Annotated in this window: 12 protein-coding genes and 2 riboswitches; of the genes, 7 read left to right on the forward strand and 5 right to left on the reverse strand. The window is 65.5% G+C overall.

All coding sequences use genetic code 11. The annotated features are described in order from the left end of the window. Window positions 1-3 precede the first annotated feature (3 nt). The 4 genes from cysD (at window position 4) to rlmB (ending at window position 4,311) form a co-directional block, all read left to right on the forward strand. Complete coding sequence (gene cysD, locus NFW05_RS18350) at window positions 4-924, forward strand: sulfate adenylyltransferase subunit CysD (RefSeq protein WP_295310225.1); 921 nt, start codon at window positions 4-6, stop codon at window positions 922-924. Further along, entirely contained in the window at window positions 924-2,213 is a 1,290-nt protein-coding gene (cysN, locus tag NFW05_RS18355) for a sulfate adenylyltransferase subunit CysN (RefSeq protein ID WP_295310227.1), read from the forward strand. The genes cysD and cysN overlap by 1 nt, the downstream gene beginning before the upstream one ends. 156 nt (window positions 2,214-2,369) lie before the next feature. Further along, a complete protein-coding gene (locus NFW05_RS18360; RefSeq protein WP_295310229.1) occupies window positions 2,370-3,446 on the forward strand; it encodes a carboxysome shell carbonic anhydrase domain-containg protein in 1,077 nt (358 codons plus the stop codon). A 97-nt stretch (window positions 3,447-3,543) separates the two neighbouring features. Further along, window positions 3,544-4,311: a 23S rRNA (guanosine(2251)-2'-O)-methyltransferase RlmB gene (gene rlmB, locus NFW05_RS18365; protein ID WP_295310231.1), complete on the forward strand. Its 768-nt coding sequence runs from the start codon at window positions 3,544-3,546 to the stop codon at window positions 4,309-4,311. Here rlmB and NFW05_RS18370 read toward each other — a convergent pair. The 5 genes from NFW05_RS18370 to NFW05_RS18390 form a co-directional block, all read right to left on the reverse strand. Further along, the gene (locus tag NFW05_RS18370; RefSeq protein WP_295310233.1) at window positions 4,308-6,563 is read right to left on the reverse strand and encodes a polysaccharide biosynthesis tyrosine autokinase; all 2,256 of its coding nucleotides are present in this window, start codon (window positions 6,561-6,563) and stop codon (window positions 4,308-4,310) included. The genes rlmB and NFW05_RS18370 overlap by 4 nt on opposite strands. Window positions 6,564-6,684: 121 nt before the next feature. After that, entirely contained in the window at window positions 6,685-7,884 is a 1,200-nt protein-coding gene (locus NFW05_RS18375; protein ID WP_295310235.1) for a polysaccharide biosynthesis/export family protein, read from the reverse strand. Between the two features lie 320 nt (window positions 7,885-8,204). Then, entirely contained in the window at window positions 8,205-8,645 is a 441-nt protein-coding gene (locus NFW05_RS18380; RefSeq protein WP_295310237.1) for a low molecular weight protein-tyrosine-phosphatase, read from the reverse strand. 7 nt (window positions 8,646-8,652) lie between these two features. Then, a complete protein-coding gene (locus NFW05_RS18385) occupies window positions 8,653-10,203 on the reverse strand; it encodes an MraY family glycosyltransferase (protein WP_295310239.1) in 1,551 nt (516 codons plus the stop codon). A gap of 164 nt (window positions 10,204-10,367) precedes the next feature. Continuing rightward, window positions 10,368-11,252, reverse strand: a complete 885-nt coding sequence (locus tag NFW05_RS18390; protein ID WP_295310241.1) for an NF038130 family PEP-CTERM protein — start codon at window positions 11,250-11,252, stop codon at window positions 10,368-10,370. 590 nt (window positions 11,253-11,842) lie between these two features. Further along, window positions 11,843-11,925: riboswitch (glycine riboswitch) on the forward strand. Beyond that, a riboswitch (glycine riboswitch) is annotated at window positions 11,926-12,044 on the forward strand. A gap of 69 nt (window positions 12,045-12,113) precedes the next feature. On the opposite strand from NFW05_RS18390, the gene gcvT reads away from it, so the two are divergent. From gcvT to gcvP, 3 genes are read left to right on the forward strand one after another with little or no spacing between them, the layout of a single operon-like run. Next, window positions 12,114-13,202, forward strand: coding sequence for a glycine cleavage system aminomethyltransferase GcvT (gcvT, locus tag NFW05_RS18395; RefSeq protein WP_295310243.1), 1,089 nt, complete (start codon window positions 12,114-12,116; stop codon window positions 13,200-13,202). A 52-nt stretch (window positions 13,203-13,254) separates the two neighbouring features. Beyond that, window positions 13,255-13,638 (forward strand): glycine cleavage system protein GcvH, encoded by a 384-nt coding sequence (gcvH, locus tag NFW05_RS18400; protein ID WP_295310245.1) that lies wholly within the window; start codon window positions 13,255-13,257, stop codon window positions 13,636-13,638. A gap of 28 nt (window positions 13,639-13,666) precedes the next feature. After that, a complete protein-coding gene (gcvP, locus tag NFW05_RS18405; RefSeq protein WP_295310247.1) occupies window positions 13,667-16,576 on the forward strand; it encodes an aminomethyl-transferring glycine dehydrogenase in 2,910 nt (969 codons plus the stop codon). Window positions 16,577-16,590: the final 14 nt, after the last annotated feature.

A 16,590-nucleotide genomic window follows, 5' to 3' on the forward strand; every position in this document is an offset into this window, starting at 1 on the left:
TCGATGAGTCCAGCAACGCTGCCCCGGATCACCCTCTCCCACCTCGACTGGCTCGAGTCTGAGGCGATTCACATCATGCGCGAGGTCGCCGGACAATGCGCGAGTCCGGCGCTCCTCTTCTCCGGCGGCAAGGACTCGATCTGCATGCTGCGCCTTGCCGAAAAGGCGTTTCGCCCGGGGCGCTTCCCCTTCCCGCTGCTGCACATCGACACCGGGCACAACTACCCCGAAGTCATCGAGTTCCGCGATCGCCGAGCCGCCGAACTCGGCGAGCGGCTGATCGTCCGCTCGGTCGAGGATTCGATGGCCCGTGGAACGGTCGTCCTGAAGACCCCGGACGAGCCGCGGAACAAGCATCAGTCGGTGACCCTGCTCGAAGCGATCGAGGAATTCGCTTTCGACGCGTGCATCGGCGGTGCGCGCCGCGACGAAGAGAAGGCGCGGGCCAAGGAGCGCATCTTCTCCTTTCGTGACGAGTTCGGCCAGTGGGATCCGAAGAATCAGCGGCCCGAGCTCTGGGACCTGTACAACGCGCGCAGCTTCAAGGGCGAGAACATGCGCGTCTTTCCGATCTCGAACTGGACCGAACTCGACGTCTGGCAGTACATCGAGCGCGAAAGGCTGGCGCTGCCGTCGATCTATTTCGCGCATCGCCGGCCGGTCGTTCGCCGCCACGGCGCGCTGCTGCCGATTACCGGGCTGACCCCGGCGCGTGCCGGCGAGACCATCGAGCAACTGATGGTGCGCTTCCGGACCGTCGGTGACATCACCTGCACCGCCCCCGTCGAATCGGAGGCGGACACGGTCGCGCAGATCATCGCCGAAACGGCAAGCACGAAGATCACCGAGCGCGGCGCGACGCGCCTCGATGACCAGACGTCCGAGGCATCGATGGAGCAGCGCAAGAAGGAGGGCTATTTCTGATGTCGGCGATCGAGAAGATCCCCTTTGGCGCCGTTGCCGACCACGGCCTGCTGCGCTTCCTGACCTGCGGCAGCGTCGATGATGGCAAGAGCACGCTGATCGGCCGCCTGCTCTTCGACACCAAGACGATCCTCGTCGACACGCTGCAGGCGATCCAGCGCAGTTCGGCCAGGCGCGGCCTCGAGATCGTCGACCTATCGCTGCTCACCGACGGCTTGCAGGCCGAACGCGAGCAGGGGATCACCATCGACGTCGCCTACCGCTACTTCAGCACCGGAACGCGCAAGTACATCATCGCCGATGCGCCGGGGCACGAGCAGTACACGCGCAACATGGTCACCGGCGCGTCGACCGCCGATCTGGCGATCATCCTGATCGACGCGCGCAAGGGCATGCTGACCCAAACCCGCCGTCATTCGTACATCGCGCAACTGCTCGGCATCCCGCACATCGTCGTCGCCATCAACAAGATGGACCTGGTCGGCCACTCGCGACAGACCTTCGGGCAAATCCGTGACGACTATCGCGGCTTCGCGCGCCAGCTTGGCCTCGCCGACGTGCGCTTCGTGCCGATTTCGGCCTTGCACGGGGACATGATCGTCGATCGCGGAGAGAACCTCGACTGGTACGAAGGACCGACGCTGCTCGAGATCCTCGAGAGCGTCCCGGCGATACACGGAGAGCACGTCGAAAAATTCCGCTTCCCGGTCCAGTACGTCTGCCGTCCCCAGGACTCGACGAACCGCGAGCTGCACGACTTCCGCGGCTTCATGGGCCGTGTCGAATCGGGCGAGATACGCGTCGGCGACAGCGTCACGGTCTTGCCTTCAGGGATCGAGACTCGCGTCCGCGACATCCAGGTCTGCGGCGAATCGCTTCCCCTGGCGATCGCCGAGCAATCGGTGACCCTGCTGCTCGAGGACGAGCTCGATGTGTCGCGCGGTGACATGATCGTCGGCAGCGCCGAGCTTCCCGAGGTGAACAGACAGATCGACGCGATGCTCTGCTGGCTCTCGGAGACTCCGCTCGAACCGCGCCGCCGCTATCTGATCCGGCACACGACTCGCGAGAGCAAAGCGATGCTCGCCGGCGTCGCCTACCGCGTGGACGTCAACACGATGGCGCAGCAGGCGGCCGAGAGGCTGGTGATGAACGACATCGCGCGCGTCAGCTTCAAGCTCGCACAGCCGATCTTTGTCGACCCCTACGCCGAGAGCCGGAGCACCGGAGCGTTCATCGTCATCGATGAGTCGTCGAACAACACGGTCGCCGCAGGGATGATCCTCTAGGCGCTCGAGCGGCTCGGGCAGCGACCGGCGGGCATCGCGGCATTTGACCTCGACGCCATCGCCGGGGATACTGACGGCGATCCGACGCGCCCGCTGGCGGCGACTCCTGTCGCCTGCGAGCGGCCGATCGTCGGTCCGTCAGGAGACTCGCGCGATATGGACATCCACGGCAAGCCGATCGAGGAGCGCATCGACTGGCTGTTCGGCCTGGCCGACCGGCACGGCGCGATCTTCCGCAGCCCGGAAGCGTGGCTGGCGCGCGAACGCTATCTCGCCGAGCACCCGACCGCCATCGCCGTACTCAAGTGCATGGACGGCCGGATCAACATTCCCGTGGCCACCAACACCCCGGTGGGCATCCTGATGCCGTTCCGGAACCTCGGCGGGATCTTCGACCTCGGCTGGCCTCATCTCGGCGAGGTCCTCGCTCATCACGTGCAGCGGATGGTCAGCAGCGGACGGCACGTCGTCTTCCTGGTCACCTACCATTACTCGCAGGGCGATCCGCGGCGAGGCTGCGCCGGCTTCCAGTACGACACGGGAGCGGCGATCGCCCACACCTACGAGGTCCGGCACCAGATCGAGCACATCTTCGGTGCCGACCACGGCACGGTCTATCCGCTCGTCTGCGGCTTCGAGACCGACGAAGACGCTCTGGTGATCCATGGGACGGCCGGAGACCGGCTCGACCTTTCGACGCTGACCTCCGCCGACCGCGCGACGCTCGAACTGCGGCTCGCTGCGCTGCTCCCGGACATGCCCGCGCGGATGCGCGCAGACCTGCTGCCGCTGCTTCACGGGAATCTCGAGCACATCGAGACCGTCCGCGCACAGATCCGTCGCAACGAGCGCCTGCTCGACATCGAGCACCGCGAGTGGATGATCTGTCTGGGAAGGGGGTTCGACTTCCTGCACACCCCCAACATCGCACTGATCATCGGTCCGTACAGCCCCCACCTCGACGTTCCGATCCGCCGCGCCGCCGGAATCATCGAAGCGAACATGCAGGCCGGCAGGATTCCCGACGATGGCTTCCTGCTCCTGGCCTCGGTACCCTACGACGAAATCGGTATCGATCGGGCGCGCGCCGAGCTCAAGTCACGCTTCCTGTCGACTTTCGCCGCCGAGGTCATCCGCGCCGAGTTTCCGCGCCTCGCCGGCCAGATGACCATGCGTACTGCGGTTCTCGACTGGCGATCGAGAACGCTCGAAACGATCGCCATCGCCTCGTGAGTCGGGCCGCGGACTCCGCGCCGCGACTTCCCTGGCGAATCACCCGCTTCTCCGCTGGCCTTGCGCCAACCCTTTCCTCCAGCCCCGTTCCCGACCGATGCCTTCGCCTTCCCGCCTGATCTTCGGCTTTCACGCCGTCCTCGCCCGCCTGCGTCACGACCCTGCGTCAGTACGCGAAATCCAGATCGATCAGGCGCGCAACGATCAACGCCTGCGCGACCTCGTCGCCCAGGCGCAACTCGCCGCGGTGCGTGTCCTGGCGGTGCACGGTCAGCGCCTCGACGCGATGCTGCCCGGAGCGAGACACCAGGGAGTCGTGGCAACGGTCGACCCGACGCGCCAGCCAGTGAGCCTCGACGACGTGCTCGCAGCGATCGACGAACCCGCATTCCTGCTCGTCCTCGACGGGGTCCAGGATCCGCACAACCTCGGCGCCTGCCTGCGCGTCGCCGACGCCTTCGGCGTCCACGCGCTCGTCGCTCCGCGCGATCGCGCGGTCGGCCTGACCCAGGCGGCGATCAAGGTAGCCAGCGGAGCGGCGGAGTCGGTACCTTACCTGACGGTGACGAACCTCGCTCGCTGCCTGCGCGAACTCAAGGAACGCGGCATCTGGGTGATCGGAACCGACGGCGACGCTGGCGAGGACATCCACTCCGCCCAGTGGCCCGCCGCCAGCGCCTGGGTCGTTGGCGCCGAAGGGAGCGGGCTGCGCCGGCTGACCCGCGAGACCTGCGACCAACTGCTGCGCATTCCGCTACACGGCTCGGTGGCCAGTCTCAATGTTTCGGTTGCCGCCGGGATCTGCCTCTACGAAGCCCGGCGACGACTCGCCGTCGGATCACCCGGTCGACCGGATCACCGCTAGTTCCGGTATGAGTAGCGATACACGTAGCCCTTGTAGCCGTAGCGGTAAGCCTGACGGCTGACATTGAGGTCATTGAAGACGAAGCCCTTGACCTGCACCCCCGCCTGGGCGAGGCGCCTGACCGCCTGATCGAGTTCGCGGATCGGGTGCTTCCCGGCGCGCGCCACCATCAGTGTCGCCCCGACATGACGCCCAATGATCGCCGCATCGGAAACCGCGAGGACCGGCGGCGCATCGACGATCACCGTGTCGAAGCGGGCACCGAGTTCAGCGAGCAGCGTCTCGAACCGTGAATGCATGAGCAGTTCGGACGGGTTGGGCGGAATCTGCCCGGTGGTCACCACCCAGAGCCTTGGAACGGCTGTCGCTTTGAGGATCTCGTCGAGCGAAGCCTGGCCGGCGACATACTCGGACAACCCGACGGCCCGCTCGATGCCGAGTTCCTTGTGCAGGTGTCCACGCCGCAGGTCGGCATCGACGAGTACCACGTCCTTGTCGACCTGCGCCAGAACGGCGCCGAGATTCTTCGAGATGAAGCTCTTGCCAAGGCTGGGGCTCGAACCGGTGATCAGCAGCGAATTCCGCTGCGCGTCGAGCAGGGCGAAATGCAGCGTCGTGCGCAGGCCGCGCAGGCTCTCGACGGCGTCCTCCTGCGGATACGATACGGCGAGCAGTTCGCCGCCACGGCCGCCCTGCGCCTTCCGGTGCAGGTCGATCTCCATCTTGCTGTGCGGCACGGTCGCGTAGACGGGAAGTCCGAGTTGCGTCTCGATCGTCTCCGGATCCTCGACGACGACTCGCAGCGCGCGCAGCACCCAGATCACGACCAGACTGAGCAGCAGGCCGAGCAGCAGAGAAATCGCCAGGATGCCAAGCGGCGGCACGCCGACCGGCTTTCGACCCACCGCCGCGCTGTCGATCACCCGGACGTCGCCAACGGTTCCTTCCTTTGCCACACGCAACTGCTGCGCGGTGTTGAGCAGTTCGGTGTACAAGCGATTCGAGACCTCGACGTCGCGCGCCAGGCGCAGGATCGTCTGCTGCGTGTCGGGCAGGCGGGCGACGTCGGCCTCGAACTGCTTGCGGCGGTCGTTGAGCCGTTGCAGCTTGCTTTCGACGGCCTGGATTCTCGGGTGCTCGGGTGTGAAGCTCTGGCGCAGTTCGTCGCGCTCCTGCTTGAGCAGAACGGCCGCGTTCTCGACGTCTACGAGCGACTTGAGGATGCCCTGCGTCTCGAGACTGAGGTCGAGCGAACCCCGGCTCTGCCGGTAGTTGTTGTATGCGGCTTCGGCGCTGTCCAGCTGCGTCTTCAGTGCCGGCAACTGGTTGTCGAGGAACTTCAGCGTCTTTTCCGCTTCCGCCGAGCGCCGCTCGACGTTCTGGCGGACGTAGGTGTTGAGGACGTCGTCGAGTACGCGGGCGATCCGCTCGGGCTCGTAGCCGAGCAGACTGAGTTCGAGTACGCCCGACTTCTTGCCGCGTTCCTTGACCGAGTAATCGCGGCGCAACGCATCGACCGCCGTCTCCGGCGCGAGCCGCATCAGCCTGAACTGCGTGCCCGGCCGGGCAACGAGCTCAGCGACGAAAATCGAGTAACCCTGCCCGCTCGCGCGCATACCGACCTTTCCCTCGAGCACGCGTTCGTTGTCGTCGTCGAACACCTCGAAGGCCCCTCCCTCTCCGGCAACGAGCTTGTGCTTCTCGTCGAGCTGCGCCGGTGGCACGTCGAAGGAATCGACCTGGATCCTTTCCCCGCCCCAGGCGAAACGCGACAGGCCCGGCCACGGGGAGTTGAGCCCTTCACCCTGGTAGCGGCGGGCAATCGCTCCGCCGATCAGCGGCAGCGTCCGCGGAACGGCAACGATGTCGAGCTTCAGTTTGCTCACCACCCGGCCGAGAACCATCCGCGAACCGAGGATCTCGATCTCGGCGGTAACCGTCGTATCGTCCCCGAGGAGCGGCTGCAGCGCCTTCAGCGAGCCGAGCCCGGCACTCTTCTCCTCGACCTGGAGCAGACCGTCGGCCTTGAACACCGGTCTGGCGACGAGCACCCAGGCGACGCCGGCGAGCAGAGAAACCAGGCAGATCGCGGCGATCAACCAGCGATAGTCCATGAGCACGGCGATGATCTCGCCAAGCGCCAGACCTTCCTCCTCCTGCTCTATCGGCGCCGGCTGCATAGCCATCGGCGTGCCGGTCGCTGCCGGGACGCCGGCGGGTGTGAAATTGCCTTTCAGAAGGTCGTTGTCCATGGGTCTTCCGTTCCTGCGACTGACTGGCCGTACGGGCGCTCTCGAGACATGGCGCCGTCAGCAGCGTGCCGTGTCTGACCGCGGGGCGCGAGACCGTTCGCGTTCCGGTCAGTCCGGGCCATCAGCGGTTGGGCTGCCTTCCGCCAAACAGTGGGTAATACGTCTGGCTGGTGTAGTTGAGCATCAGCGCGGTCGGCAGAATATTGCTGATCACGCGCTGCCAGCGCACAACCGCGGCCGCATCGACGTAAATGATGTCACGAGGACGAAGCGGAAAACGGTCGGCAAGCAACATCGCGTCGGCCATGGTGGCATTGAGGTGGAACAGTTCGGGCTGGTCGGTATCCCCGCGCATCACGTAGATGTACCGTGGATCGGCCGTCGTCTGGTTGATGTAGCCGGCGTCGCTGAGCGCCTCGGCAAGCGTGGACCGCTTCTTGTTCATGACCAGCGAACCAGGCTTGGTGACCTCCCCGAGGACGAAGATCTTGTTGTAGCTGCGGTCAGCGACATTCACGATGTCGCCGTCTTCGAGCAGCACGTTCTGCTCGCTGGTTCCGTAGTCGTACATCGACTGGACGTCGACCAGGTAGGTCGTGCCGCGCCGGGTGAGCAGGACACGACTGAAATCGGCCTCGGGTGTGAAGCCTCCGGCACGGTTGACCGCGTCGAGAACGCGCATCGGCACGTCGTTCACCGGCTGAATCCCCGGTTTGAACACCTCGCCGACGACATAGACCTGCTGGCTGCGGAACGCGACCATCCGTACGTCGAGTTGCACGCGCTCGATATACTTGGCGAGCTTGGCGGCGAGGATCGCCCGCAGCTCGCTGGTCGTCTTGCCGCCGGCCTTGATCACCCCGATGTAGGGATAGAAGATCGTCCCGTCCTCGGCGATCACCGTGCCCGCCTGCTCGGCCGTCCGGAAGCTTCCGGCCGGGATCGTCAGTTCCGGATGGTCCCAGACGATGATCGAGATGATGTCGCCAGGCCCGAGTCGGTATTCGGGTACCGAACCCGGGTTGTCGCCGACGAAGCGCGGGTTGTCGCGACCGGCCGCCTTCGCCGAACTCGTCCCGTCGCCCACCGGCGGCCGGGCGGCCTTGAACAGATCGATGATCAGCTCGGCGGTGATCGGCCTGATCCTGACGTTGGCGGGCACGAGTTCGTCGGCCTGCTGGACCGGAAGGCGGACGTCCGACTCCTCGCGGTTCCAGTAGTTCTGGTTGCCTGGAATGATCGTGCACCCGGCCAGAGCCCCCGCGACCAGACCGAGCAGCAGGCTCCGGTTCGCCGGAGGCAAAGCCCACAGCAGCGTCATGCCGAATTCCTCATCTGTCGTTCCCGTCCTTCCAGTTTCAGAGAATGCCTGATCGCCGAAGCGGCGAAGTGTACCTCGGCGATCGCGATCGCGCCAAGCGCCCCCGGCCCTGTCCGACGGACGGCCGGCCGACCGTGCCAACGAGCGACCAACGAACGCGTGGGGGAGCCGGTTTGAGCGAGCCCTCGCGCGCCAGCGCCGCCAAGGCCCGGCGGTGAAGCCTTCCGGGAGCACGAAAGGAGGATAGCGCAGCGAACCGCCCCGGTCAGTGTCCTATTTCACGGCCGGGGGAATTCCCCGAGAGTGCAGTCCTGTACCGTTCAGCGCAGCTTGCTGACCCAGGGCTCTATCGCCTCTTCGATGAGGTCGAGCGCTTTGGCGTGCGCTGCGTCGTCACGGAGATAGGGGTCCGGGATTTCGGTTTTCGTCCAGTGACCCAGGAGAAAGGTCTTGCCCCGAGCCGTCGGGTCCATGGTCACCACGGCGTCCCGATGATGCTTCTCCATCACCAGCACCAGCTCGGCCCAGCGAAGGCGCTCGGGGGTGAGCTGACTGGCCCGGTGACTGCTGAGGTCGATTCCTCGGGCACCGAGCATCGCCGAAGTCGCTTCTTCGGCCGGATGATTGACCAGCGCGCCGGTGCCTGCCGAACGCGCCTCGACCCGTCGGCCGGCTTTCTCGATCCGCTGTCTGAGCAGAAACTGCGCAGCAGGACTCCGGCAGATGTTGCCGGTGCACACGGTGAGAATCCTCGTAAACATCTTCCGTTCACCTTCCCGCAGGTGGGACGCTGAGCTCGAAACCCTGGCGGTCACTGAACACGGCACAGCCACCACGTTCGATGCAATAGATCGGGCTCGCCCTGAGGCCCCGGCGATCGCCGATCCGGCTGCCACCCCCAGCAATCGGCGCATAGACCCTGCGCGAGTCGTTCTCCTTGTTCCGTCCCATGTACAACCGGACGTCGACACCGTGCCGACGACCGATGCCTTCCTTCAGCCGCTGCGCATCCCGGCGAATCCGGCCGATGAGTTGCTCGTCGCCTTCGGCTCGGATGTGCACGACACAGTAGGCATTGCGACCGTCGGACGCAGAACGATCCAGCTCATAGACGCTCAACTGGTAGTCGTAGCGGTTGCCGAGACCGGCGGCAATGGCCCTGACCAGTTCCGGGCAGTGGTCCTTGCGCAGGTACCCGACGAAAATGCCGCGAACCTGAACCGACGGCCAGCCGAAGCGACGGTTGACCCGGCGCAGCCAGGGGACCAGGCGCCAGGGCCTGAGGATGACCAGCGTATAAGCCGCGAAGACGCCGAGGAACAGTCCGAACATCACCGATTCCGGTACGCCCAGGAGCAGTCCGGCGATCCCCACGAAACCGAACACCAGCTGCATGAAGGCGGCGAAGGCGACGATGTCGCACACCCGAAAGCCGGCGCGAGCGAAGAGATGATGGAGATGGTGCCGGTCGGCGCGGAACGGCGACCTACCCATCCACAGGCGGCGCAGCATCACCGCCACCGTGTCCAGCAGCGGGACCGCGAAAAGCCACAGAGCGGTCACCGGAGTCATCACCGCGCGCTCTTCCCCCTGCGAAAGGGCGATGAACAGCCAAGCCAAAAGGAAGCCAATCAGCATGCTGCCATTGTCGCCAAGGAAGACCCTTGCCCGCGGGTTGCCCGGATAACGCAGGTTGAAGAACAGGAACCCGGCCAGTCCGCCGATCAGAGCGACGATCAGGACCAGATACGGTCCGCCGCCTCCGAGACCGGTGACCAGCCCGAGGAGCGCCAGGCTGACGAGGCCGACCGACCCCGCCAGACCGTCGATGCCGTCGATCATGTTCATCGCGTTGATCAGACCGATCGTCGCGAAGACCGTGAGCGGCAGTCCCCAGACGCCGAGATCGACGTCCACGTCAGGGAAAAGCTCGCCGAGGGAACGCAGCTGGACATCGCCGACATAGACCATCCACAGCGCGGCGAGCGCGTGGACGACGAGACGCGGCTTGAACCCGATCAGCCAGACGTCGTCGGCCAACCCGGTGACGAAAACCAACCCCGCGGCCAGAAGAATGCCGTGTATGGCCGGGACGTCAAGGCCGCCCGCGACGCCACCCGACAGGAACCGGGCGACCGGCATGGCGCAGACCAGTACGGCGAAAACCCCGAAGCCGCCCACGAAGGGAGTCACCGCGACGTGCAACTTGTGCCCGCCCGGCCGATCCACGATCCCTAACTGACGAGCCAGGGCCGCCGCCACAGCGATGACCGCCGCCGAAATCAGCAGACAGGCGCCGAAAAGGACCGCGAACTCCACGGCCACCTCCCTCATACAGCCGTCACCCGAGGTCCGGCCCGATATCGATTGACCACGGTCTCCGTCCGACCGCAACCGCCGACCTGCCGGAACCTTCCCAGGTTCCGGCAGGTCACCCGGCCGGCACCCCGACGCTCGAGGTTACCGGGCCCCACCAGCCGCAGTCAGGATTGGCGACGGCGACCCAGGAACAGCCCCACCAGGCCGAGACCGAGCAGCGCCAGCGACTCCGGCTCGGGGATCGCGACATCGTAGTTGCCCGAATACGACCGCAACTCGAAAGGTCTTCCAGTGTCGCCTGCGGCATAGACCCCGGAATTTGTCCCCGAGAATCCAAACAGAAACTCGCTTACTCCCGCAAACGTGACCCCGACCACTTCGCTCACCTGCGCCTCAGCCGGAACAGGAACAGGAGAGTTCGGAAACATCGCCTGGAGAATCGGGCCAGCGTTCAGGAAGCCGGCCAGACCGACATGAACCTTCGTCGGAAAGATGTCGACGTACGAGATGTTTGGGTCACTGACCAGCTGCCAGGGTGCGCACCCTTCCAAGGCTGCCGGACAGGGGATCGACGCGATGAAAAAGCGGCGCACTGCTTCGTCCAGCCCGTTCTGATCCAGCGTCATGCCGATCGACTGTGCCGCGCCATTGATGTAGCTCAGCGTCAGCGGCGTCGGCGCACTGCTACTGCCCCAATCCCCCTGCTGCAGACTCCTCAACGTGACGCTATGCCCGCTGCCGTCATCGCCGCTCAGCGTCGTGAAGCCAGCACCTTGAAGATATCCGCCGCCGAACTTGTTCAGTTCGACGTTGCCGCCCGGCGCCGAGCGGCTCCCCGCCAGAGCATCGATCTCGGCTTGGCCGACCGGACCGCCCGGGGCCTTGACCGTCGGGTACAGCACCCCCCCGATGTCACTCCAGAGCACATAAGGACCGCTGATGCTGACACCGGTGATTCCCGTTGCCCACGCAGCTGCCGGAACCACCCCCGAAGCCCCCAGGGCCAACACGGCGAGAGCTATTCTTTTTTTGCTTTGAGATACATTCATCGACAACTCCTTCGTTTCAATCACCAGTCTGTGGCGAGAACCGGCTGATGAGGGTTTCAAAAAGTCCCTGCAAGTCCTGGTCTTTGGGGAACGTGCTACGACCACCGTCCCCCCCATCGAGAACACCTGACTCACGAGAATCTTAAGCAAAACCCGTGCCAAACCGACAATACCTTTTGAAAGCAAACTGTTAAAAAGTTCCTTGTTGGCTGGAAAACACGCCATGTAAAAAAAACTGACAGTTTCGCTCCCTCGCACCCCAGCTGGCGCCGGCAACAGAGCGAGGAAGCAGCCTCCGCAGCCAGCGATCCGACGGGCCTTTCCAGGCCCACTATAAAAATTATAGCACCTCCTTGGCGATTCTGTGAAGCATTGACTGCGGTGCGCGCCACCTGGTTCCTGATGCGCACCCGACCCGATGCGGGAGTAATGCGACCGACCCCCCGTCAGGCAGCGGTGCAGGCCTTCACAAAAGACTCCGCCAACTGTCACCCCAAGGCTCAACGCACTCTTGATCGGCGTGCTGCTCCCCGGGCGCCCAGCTTTCCCCGCCTTCCACTTGCGGGCAGAGCATGGCCCGCGCTATAGTGGCGCGGCGAACGGGAGAGAGCGGCGACGCCGCCGCCGAAGGCGCACACCACCCGCAAACGCTCAGGCACACGGACCGTTCGTGCGGCAAACTCTGGAGAGCGGCGCAGGCTCCGGCCCTGGCGCCCACCGACGGGGCAAGGACGGCCGAGACCTTCGGTTTCGGCCCGACAATCTCTCAGGTACCTGGACAGGGGGGTGAACTCCTCGCGAGTTCGCCCCTTTTCTTTTTCAGGAATCGACTCGAGAAACTCGTGCCTAAGGGTTGATCAGATGAGAAAAACCGTTCTCAACGACTGGCATCGCCGGCACGGCGCCCGAATGGTCGACTTCGGCGGGTGGGAGATGCCGCTGCACTACGGTTCGCAGATCGACGAACACCACGCGGTACGACGTGAAGCGGGTGTCTTCGACGTCTCGCACATGTGCGCGGTCGATATCGGCGGTCGCGACGCGAGAGCCTTCCTGCGCCGCCTGCTGGCCAACGACGTCGCCCGGCTCCAGCTCCCGGGCAAGGCCCTGTACAGCACGATGCTCAACGAGTCGGGCGGAGTGATCGACGATCTGATCGTCTACCACCTCGGCGAACAGAGCTACCGCGTCGTGGTCAACGCCGCCACTGCCGACCGGGATCTCGCGTGGATGGTCGGCCGCACCGAAGACTGGCAACTCGCCGTGTCGATCGCCCAGCGCCGCAACGGCAACGACGCCCTGGCGATGATCGCCGTCCAGGGACCACTGGCCCGAGGGAAGGTGGCCGAAGTCCTGCCCGAACAGCGCGCGACCTGCGAGGCGTTGAAACCGTTCTTCGCCGCCACTTCAGGCCAGCTGATGATCGCCCGCACGGGCTACACCGGCGAGGACGGCTTCGAGATCTCGCTGCCAGCCGCGCAGGCCGAGAGCTTGTGGGCTGCGCTGGTCGCCGCGGGAGTGTCTCCCTGCGGTCTGGGTGCGCGCGACACGCTGCGCCTCGAGGCAGGGATGAACCTCTACGGCCAGGACATGGACGAGAGCGTTTCGCCATTCGACGCCGGCCTCGGCTGGACCGTCGACCTCGAGTCACCGCGCGACTTCGTCGGCCGGAGCAGCCTTGTGGCTCGCGGCCAGCGGCACCAGTTCCTCGGTCTGGTGCTGCTCGACCGCGGCGTGCTGCGCGCCCATCAGGCGGTGCGCACCGAGCACGGCGAAGGAGAAGTCACCAGCGGCAGCTTCTCGCCGACGATGGCGCAGTCGATCGCCCTCGCCCGTTTACCACTCGCCAGCACTCCCGGAGACCGGGTGCAGGTGCTGATTCGCGACAGGCTATTGGCTGCCCGAGTGGTCAAGCCGTGTTTCGTGAGGAACGGCCACATCCTCGTCTAATTCGATTTCTGTCCCTGGTCCGCAAGGCGGACCTCACTGCTCAGGAGAAGAGATGAACATTCCTGCCGATCTCAGGTATACCAGGAGCCACGAGTGGATTCGTGTCGAGCCTGACGGAACGATCAGCGTCGGCATCACCGATCATGCGCAGGAGTTGCTTGGCGACCTGGTGTTCATCGAGTTGCCCGAGGTCGGCAGCGAACTCGCCGCCGAACAGGAGGCGGCCGTCGTCGAGTCCGTCAAGGCTGCAGCCGACGTCTATGCGCCGGTCGCCGGTACGATCGTCGAAGTCAACGCGGCGCTTGCCGAAGCTCCGGAACTGGTCAATCAGGACGCCTACGGCGCCTGGCTGTTCCGGATCGCCCCGGCTGCGTCCAGCGATCTGCACGGCCTGCTCGACGCGGCCGGCTACGCGCAGTTGATCGACGCCGCCTGACCACCGACCGCGGTTACGGAAACCGAAGATGCACGCCCAGACGCACGATCCCGACCCTCCCCCGCCGTGTCTCGCCGCCCTCGAACTGCGCGACGAGTTCGTCAACCGACACATCGGACCCGATGCCGAAGAGACGACCGCGATGCTCGCGGCGATCGGCGCCGGCAGCCTCGAACAGCTGATCGCCGAGACGATACCTGCGGCGATCCGGCTCGCCGGTTCGCTGATCCTCCCCGAACCGCGCGGCGAGGCCGAAGCGCTCGCCGCGCTGAGGAAGATCGCCGGACGCAACCGCGTCCACCACTCGCTGATCGGCATGGGCTACGCGGACACGCTGACCCCCGCGGTGATCCTGCGCAACGTGCTCGAGAATCCCGGCTGGTACACCGCCTACACGCCATACCAGGCAGAAATCGCCCAGGGACGACTCGAGGCGCTGCTCAACTACCAGCAGATGGTCATGGACCTCGCCGGCCTCGATCTGGCCAACGCGTCGCTGCTCGACGAGGCGACGGCAGCCGCAGAAGCGATGACCATGGCCCGCCGGCTGAGCAAGGTTCGGGCGAACCGCTTCTTCGTCGATCGCGACTGCTTCCCGCAAACCATCGACGTGTTGCGCACGCGCGCCGCCTTCTTCGGCTTCGAGCTGGTTTTCGGCGAGCCCGCCGAGGCTGCGCAGCACGAGGTCTTCGGTGCCCTGTTCCAGTATCCCGATGACCGCGGCGAAGTGAGCGATCTCAGCGGGCCGATCGCGGCAGTCCGCGCGCGTGGAGCGATCACCGTCGTCGCCGCCGACCTGATGGCTCTGGTCGTGCTGCGCTCGCCCGGAGAACTCGGTGCCGACATCGCCGTGGGGTCGGCTCAACGCTTCGGTGTCCCGCTCGGCTTCGGCGGACCACACGCGGCGTTCTTCGCGACTCGCGACGCCTACCGGCGTTCGGTGCCTGGACGGATCATCGGCGTCTCAGTCGACGCACGCGGCCACAAGGCGTTGCGCATGGCCCTGCAGACGCGCGAGCAGCACATCCGTCGCGAGAAGGCCAACTCGAACATCTGCACTTCGCAAGTCCTGCTGGCCAACATCGCCGGGATGTACGCCGTTTACCACGGTCCGCACGGGTTGCGCGGGATCGCCGGGCGGATCCACCGCCTGGCGGCGATCCTCGCCGAGGGCCTGCGAGCCGGCGGGCTCTGCGTCGAGACGCGACATTTCTTCGACACCTTCCGCGTCACCCTCGGCAATCGCGCTGCGCAGGCGTGGCAGGCGGCGCGAGAAGCGGGTTACAACCTGCGGCTGGTCTCGCCCGACGTCCTGGGAATCTCGATCAACGAGAGAACGACGCGGGCCGACGTCGCGCGCCTGATCGAGCTGATCTCTGGAGCGACAATGGTCGACATCGACGCGCTCGACGAGCGCGTCCGCGACCGCGACGCCAGCCTGCCGGCAGAATTTCTGCGCGGCGACGCGATCCTCGCTCAGCCGGTGTTCAACACGCACCACACCGAGCACGCGCTGCTGCGCTATCTCAGAAAGCTGCAGAATCGCGACCTGGCGCTCGATCATTCGATGATCTCGCTCGGATCGTGCACCATGAAGCTCAATGCGACCAGCGAGATGATCCCCGTCACCTGGCCGGAGTTTGCCGACCTTCACCCCTTCGTCCCGATCGACCAGGCGCAGGGCTACCTGCAGATGATCACCGAACTCGAGACCTGGCTCAAGGTGATCACCGGTTTCGACGCCATCTGCATGCAGCCGAACTCCGGCGCGCAGGGCGAGTACGCGGGGCTGGTGGCCATCTCGCGCTATCACGCGAGCCGCGGCGAAGCGCATCGCCGCGTCTGCTTGATCCCCCGTTCGGCGCACGGCACGAATCCGGCGAGCGCGCAGATGTGCGGTCTGCAGGTCGTCGTCGTCGATTGCGACGAATCGGGCAACGTCGATCTCGCCGACCTCGCCGCGAAGGCCGACGAGCACGCGACGAACCTCGCCTGCCTGATGGTCACCTACCCTTCGACACACGGCGTCTTCGAGGAATCGATCCGCGAAGCCTGCGAACTCGTCCATCGTCACGGCGCGCAGGTCTATCTGGACGGGGCGAACCTCAACGCGCAGGTCGGGCTGACCTCACCGGCGCTGATCGGCGCCGACGTCAGCCACCTCAATCTGCACAAGACCTTCTGCATCCCCCACGGCGGCGGTGGCCCCGGAATGGGGCCGATCGGTCTCAAGGCGCATCTCGCGCCGTTCATGCCCAACCACTGCGTGCAGCCGGTGAGCGGCCCGCATGCAGGACAGGGAGCGGTCGCCGCGGCACCCTGGGGCTCGGCGTCGATCCTGCCGATCTCGTGGATGTACATCGCGATGATGGGCGGCAAGGGCCTGACCCGGTCCACCGAAGTCGCGATCCTCAACGCCAACTATATCGCCAGCCGCCTCGACGCCGATTACCCCGTTCTCTACCGGGGCAGGAACGGCCGCGTGGCCCACGAATGCATTCTCGACATCCGACCGATCAAGGCACAGACCGGCGTCTCGGAGATCGACATCGCCAAGCGCCTGATGGACTACGGCTTCCATGCACCGACAGTCAGCTTCCCGGTGCCGGGAACGATGATGGTCGAACCGACCGAGTCCGAGTCGAAGGCCGAACTCGACCGTTTCGTCGCCGCGATGATCGGCATTCGCGACGAGATCCGGCGGATCGAATCAGGCGAGTGGCCGGCAGACGACAACCCGCTGAAGCATTCGCCCCACACCCAGGCCGATCTCGCGGCAAGCGACTGGAACCGGCCGTACAGCCGCAAGGAAGCGGCATTCCCCCTGCCCTGGGTTGCCGCGAACAAGTTCTGGCCGAGTGTCAATCGCATCGACGACGTCTATGGGGATCGCCACCTGTTCTGCGCCTGCGTGCCGCTCGATGAACTGGACGAGTGATTCCCGGTGCTGGC

Source organism: Accumulibacter sp., assembly GCF_023806625.1.
Classification (GTDB): domain Bacteria; phylum Pseudomonadota; class Gammaproteobacteria; order Burkholderiales; family Rhodocyclaceae; genus Accumulibacter.

Excerpts from the sequence above, each read along its gene's own strand:
- gcvH (WP_295310245.1), top strand. The coding sequence starts at position 13,255 with ATGAACATTCCTGCCGATCTCAGGTATACCAGGAGCCACGAGTGGATT.
- NFW05_RS18360 (WP_295310229.1), top strand. The coding sequence starts at position 2,370 with ATGGACATCCACGGCAAGCCGATCGAGGAGCGCATCGACTGGCTGTTC.
- NFW05_RS18380 (WP_295310237.1), bottom strand. The coding sequence starts at position 8,645 with ATGTTTACGAGGATTCTCACCGTGTGCACCGGCAACATCTGCCGGAGT.
- gcvT (WP_295310243.1), top strand. The coding sequence starts at position 12,114 with ATGAGAAAAACCGTTCTCAACGACTGGCATCGCCGGCACGGCGCCCGA.
- rlmB (WP_295310231.1), top strand. The coding sequence starts at position 3,544 with ATGCCTTCGCCTTCCCGCCTGATCTTCGGCTTTCACGCCGTCCTCGCC.
- cysD (WP_295310225.1), top strand. The coding sequence starts at position 4 with ATGAGTCCAGCAACGCTGCCCCGGATCACCCTCTCCCACCTCGACTGG.
- cysN (WP_295310227.1), top strand. The coding sequence starts at position 924 with ATGTCGGCGATCGAGAAGATCCCCTTTGGCGCCGTTGCCGACCACGGC.
- NFW05_RS18390 (WP_295310241.1), bottom strand. The coding sequence starts at position 11,252 with ATGAATGTATCTCAAAGCAAAAAAAGAATAGCTCTCGCCGTGTTGGCC.
- NFW05_RS18370 (WP_295310233.1), bottom strand. The coding sequence starts at position 6,563 with ATGGACAACGACCTTCTGAAAGGCAATTTCACACCCGCCGGCGTCCCG.
- NFW05_RS18375 (WP_295310235.1), bottom strand. The coding sequence starts at position 7,884 with ATGACGCTGCTGTGGGCTTTGCCTCCGGCGAACCGGAGCCTGCTGCTC.
- gcvP (WP_295310247.1), top strand. The coding sequence starts at position 13,667 with ATGCACGCCCAGACGCACGATCCCGACCCTCCCCCGCCGTGTCTCGCC.